Origin of the sequence: Acidiplasma cupricumulans (genome assembly GCF_001402935.1) — an archaeon.
Taxonomy (GTDB): Archaea; Thermoplasmatota; Thermoplasmata; order Thermoplasmatales; family Thermoplasmataceae; genus Acidiplasma; species Acidiplasma aeolicum.
In genome coordinates this window covers 1-3,626 of sequence record NZ_LKBH01000133.1, presented here as the reverse complement: position 1 = coordinate 3,626, position 3,626 = coordinate 1, and the positions used below count along the sequence as shown (strand labels likewise).

At 32.7% G+C, this 3,626-nt stretch carries 5 protein-coding genes; 4 read left to right on the top strand and 1 reads right to left on the bottom strand.

The genetic code is table 11. The features are described from left to right. A partial coding sequence (locus tag AOG55_RS04050; RefSeq protein ID WP_330218574.1) for a hypothetical protein occupies window positions 1–620 on the top strand: 620 nt, incomplete at its 5' end. A 143-nt stretch (window positions 621–763) separates the two neighbouring features. On the opposite strand, the gene zfx is transcribed toward AOG55_RS04050, so the two are convergent. Beyond that, window positions 764–1,201: a zinc-containing ferredoxin gene (gene zfx / locus AOG55_RS04045; protein WP_052656825.1), complete on the bottom strand. Its 438-nt coding sequence runs from the start codon at window positions 1,199–1,201 to the stop codon at window positions 764–766. Window positions 1,202–1,342: 141 nt separating this feature from the next. Between zfx and purM the strand changes: the two genes are divergently transcribed. From purM to AOG55_RS04030, 3 genes are all read left to right on the top strand, one after another. After that, complete coding sequence (purM, locus tag AOG55_RS04040; RefSeq protein ID WP_048102077.1) at window positions 1,343–2,350, top strand: phosphoribosylformylglycinamidine cyclo-ligase; 1,008 nt, start codon at window positions 1,343–1,345, stop codon at window positions 2,348–2,350. Window positions 2,351–2,408: 58 nt separating this feature from the next. Next, window positions 2,409–2,762, top strand: a complete 354-nt coding sequence (locus AOG55_RS04035; protein ID WP_048102078.1) for a NifB/NifX family molybdenum-iron cluster-binding protein — start codon at window positions 2,409–2,411, stop codon at window positions 2,760–2,762. 30 nt (window positions 2,763–2,792) lie between these two features. After that, on the top strand, window positions 2,793–3,626 hold an 834-nt coding region (locus tag AOG55_RS04030), incomplete at its 3' end, for a hypothetical protein (protein ID WP_055040923.1).

Sequence of the window (3,626 nt, the reverse complement as noted above, 5' to 3'; positions counted from 1 at the left end):
TCTCATTGATATTATATATTATGGTTGAAAAAAGATTAAGAAGGGGGAACGTTGAGAGTGCTGTTAGAAATTATCTTAAAAGGAATCCTGAAATATTAATATCAATGAGAATGGGCATTGTTAATGTCAGCAAGCTTGCAAGAAAGATATACAATGAAATGAATGGTTATAATATAATATCAATAAGATCTGCCCTAAATAAAATGTCCATGGAAAACACAGGCGACGATTTTACCTCTCATATTAATAAATTATTATCAGAAAGCAAAATAACGCTCCAGGATAAAATTATGGTAATTACCACAACCAGAAAGCTTGAAAATTTAAATTATTTATCTGCAACATATCTAACAGATTCAATAGTTTACATAATAGATGAAACTAAAAATAAATTATCAGAAATACCAAAAAATGCCATAATAGAAAAAGATGTAAGTTCAATACATATATTCTCCTCACCAGAGATAATTAAAACTCCTGGTTTTGTCATGAAAATAAACGAAAAATTATTTTCAGCAGAGATCAATATATTACAGTTAATTTCATGCTCAAATGAAACCATAGTAATAGTAAAAAGGTCAGACGGAATAAAGGCTTACGAGGCTTTAATATCTCAATAAAATAACAAAATATATGCAATAGAATTTTAGACCTGACGTTAAAAATGTGCCACCCCAAGGATAATTAATATTAAATCAATTTTCTACTCACATAAATATCGAAATTATACTTCATTTTATTATTAAATAAAAATAATAAAAATTTATTCTGGATTTACCTTAATTGCAAGTGTCGGGCAAACGCTTTCACATGCCATGCAAAATATGCACTCGCTTTCCCTTACTGGGTCACATTTATCTGTTCTGTATTTATCCCATAACTCCTTATCATCCTTTGAGATGGGCTTATCGTTTCCTGTACCTGACTGGCCCGGATTTAATTCCCATTCAAACAGGGATACAGGACAAACATCCATGCAAGCGCCATCTGCTATACATGCCTCCCAATCAACACCCACAATGCTGCCATGGATACCAAACTTTGTTGGGTATGGCTTTCCATCAGCATCCATCCTCTGTATGCCCTCAGCCCTAACCTTATGTCCTTTGTGCTCTCCTGTTACAGGGTAATTCTGTTCATCGTTTATATAGTTTTGATCTATAGGCTTTGGCTTATAATCCAGGGTTTCTAACTTAACCACTCATTATCACCTAATTCGATAATACATATATTACTTAAAATATTTTTCCTTTTAACAAATTAATATACAATTACATGCAGATTAAAAATTTAAATATAGTAAAAATATAAAAATCTTTATTTAATAATGTAATATCCAATCATGCAGGGTAAAATTTTAGATAGAAAAGCCCAGGGCGAGTTTGTTACAAACTTTTTAAGGCAAATAAAGTTTAAAAGGGAAGATTTTAAAACCGTAAACCCTCTAGGTGGTTTCACATCTATTATTGATCTCGGCAATTTTTACCTATCATTTAATAATGACGGTGTTGGTACCAAAACTATTATAGCTGAGGAAAGTGGTAAGTTTAATACACTTGGCATTGACTGTGTGGCAATGAACGTTAACGATGCAATTACAACCGGAGCTGAACCAATAGCCATGCTAGATTATATCTCCTTAAAGGATATAGATAATGAGGTTGCAAAACAGCTCGGTGTAGGTTTTAATGTTGGGGCTCAGATTGCAAATATTAACATTGTTGGCGGAGAAACAGCAATAGTGCCAGATCTTATTAATCATATAGATATTTCTGGCACATCCATAGGAATACTTCAAAAAAGTCAGATGGTTACGGGGGAAAGAATCTCAGACGGCGATATAATAATGGGATTAAAGAGCAGTGGCCTTCATTCAAACGGGTTCACCACTGTGAGAAATATTATCAAAAGCTCTGGACTCAAATACGATGAAAATTTTCCAGGAGAGAATAAAACAGTGGCAGATGTATTACTTGAACCGACAAGGATATACGTCAGGGAAATTTTAGATGCATTGAACATAGTTAACATAAAGGGCATGGCAAATATAACTGGTGGGGGAATAAAAAATATAACCAGAATGAAGGACATGAAATATGTTATAGATAACCCCATAGAACCACAAAACGTTTTTATAAAATTAATGGAAATTGGAAATCTTACCTACGGGCAAATGTATGAAATATTTAATATGGGCATAGGCTATGTCGTAATAATAGATGAGGAAAGTAAACGCGACTTTATGAGCATAATGAAGAACCGTGTTGAAGTTCAGGAAATAGGTCATGTTGAGAACGGTTCAGGAATATCAATACCAAAATATTCTATTGAATTTCACGGTTATTATTAATTTTTTTAGCGTTATTAAATACAATTAGCTTAAATTTTGTTATATATTATGGTTTATTATGAAGGTAGCGTGTGTTGTAGATGAGGATAATATGTTGAGCCCACTGGAATATGGCAGTTCCATATTTTTAATAGATGACGAAACAAAAAAGATTGAGGAATATGAAAATCCTGGTTATGGCAGAACCCATGGTGGCAGGGAAATAGCAATGGCCGGAATACTGTCATTAAATCCTGATGCCTTTATTGTGACAGAAAATTCTCTATGCCCTGGGTCATATCAGATGTCATTTGGAAAGGTAAAGTATATAGTAACCGAGGAACAGCCGATATCAGATGTGATAAAAAATTTAAAATCCCTTGAGGAAAAGGCAGTTACGGAGCTTGAGCCAATCCTATACAGGGAGCATTAATTTTTATATTTTTTTAAAATATTTATTTTTATGAACCCTGAAGAAATTCTTGATGATGAAATTTCATCTGCCACAGTTATCGCAGACAACATAATAAAATGGTTTATTGAATATAAAGGCAATGATTATGATTTATATCTGAATAAATTCCGGGAAAACTATTATGGTATGGGTATAATAGAGTACACATGCAATTATTTATCAGGCTATAATGGAAAAATTTCAAAAATAGAGTATGCAGGTAAATTGTATGATTTAATTAAAAAGGATACAGATTCCTCTGTAAGGTTTTCAGCCCAAATTTTTAACAGAAAAGTTTCAGTTGCAACAATTAGCTACAGCTCCATGGTTAGAGATGCCATTATTAATAACATGGATAAAATTAAACAGGTATATATTATGGAAAGCGGTCCAGCTTTTGAGGGTTTATCACTTTATGACAATTTAAGCAGCCATGGAATTAAAACCATCATAACCACAGATTATTCATATTACGAGATTGGCAAATCAGCAGACATTCTATTACTGGGTTCAGACCTTGTGACTGTTAATGGGGATCTTGTACATAAAAATGGAACCTTTCCGCTTGCACTTACAATGAATTATTTTAATAAACCTGTATATTCTTTAACCACCTCAGAAAAAATAAGCAATAATTTTAACGAAGTTGATTTTCATCGGATTAAAAATCATACAAAAATAAAGGGGTTTATCAATAGGTTTTTTGATTATACATACGGCACTTTAATTACTGGATATATATATGAATATGGCTTTATAAGGCCAATGATGGTGTTGTTAATAATAATTACAGTGATGAAGGTCTTATCACCGGGGGTCAGATTTATGAGGATCATGCAAGGG

Coding starts and splice junctions, on each gene's coding strand:
- AOG55_RS04035 (WP_048102078.1), top strand. CDS start 2,409: ATGAAGGTAGCGTGTGTTGTAGATGAGGATAATATGTTGAGCCCACTG.
- purM (WP_048102077.1), top strand. CDS start 1,343: ATGCAGGGTAAAATTTTAGATAGAAAAGCCCAGGGCGAGTTTGTTACA.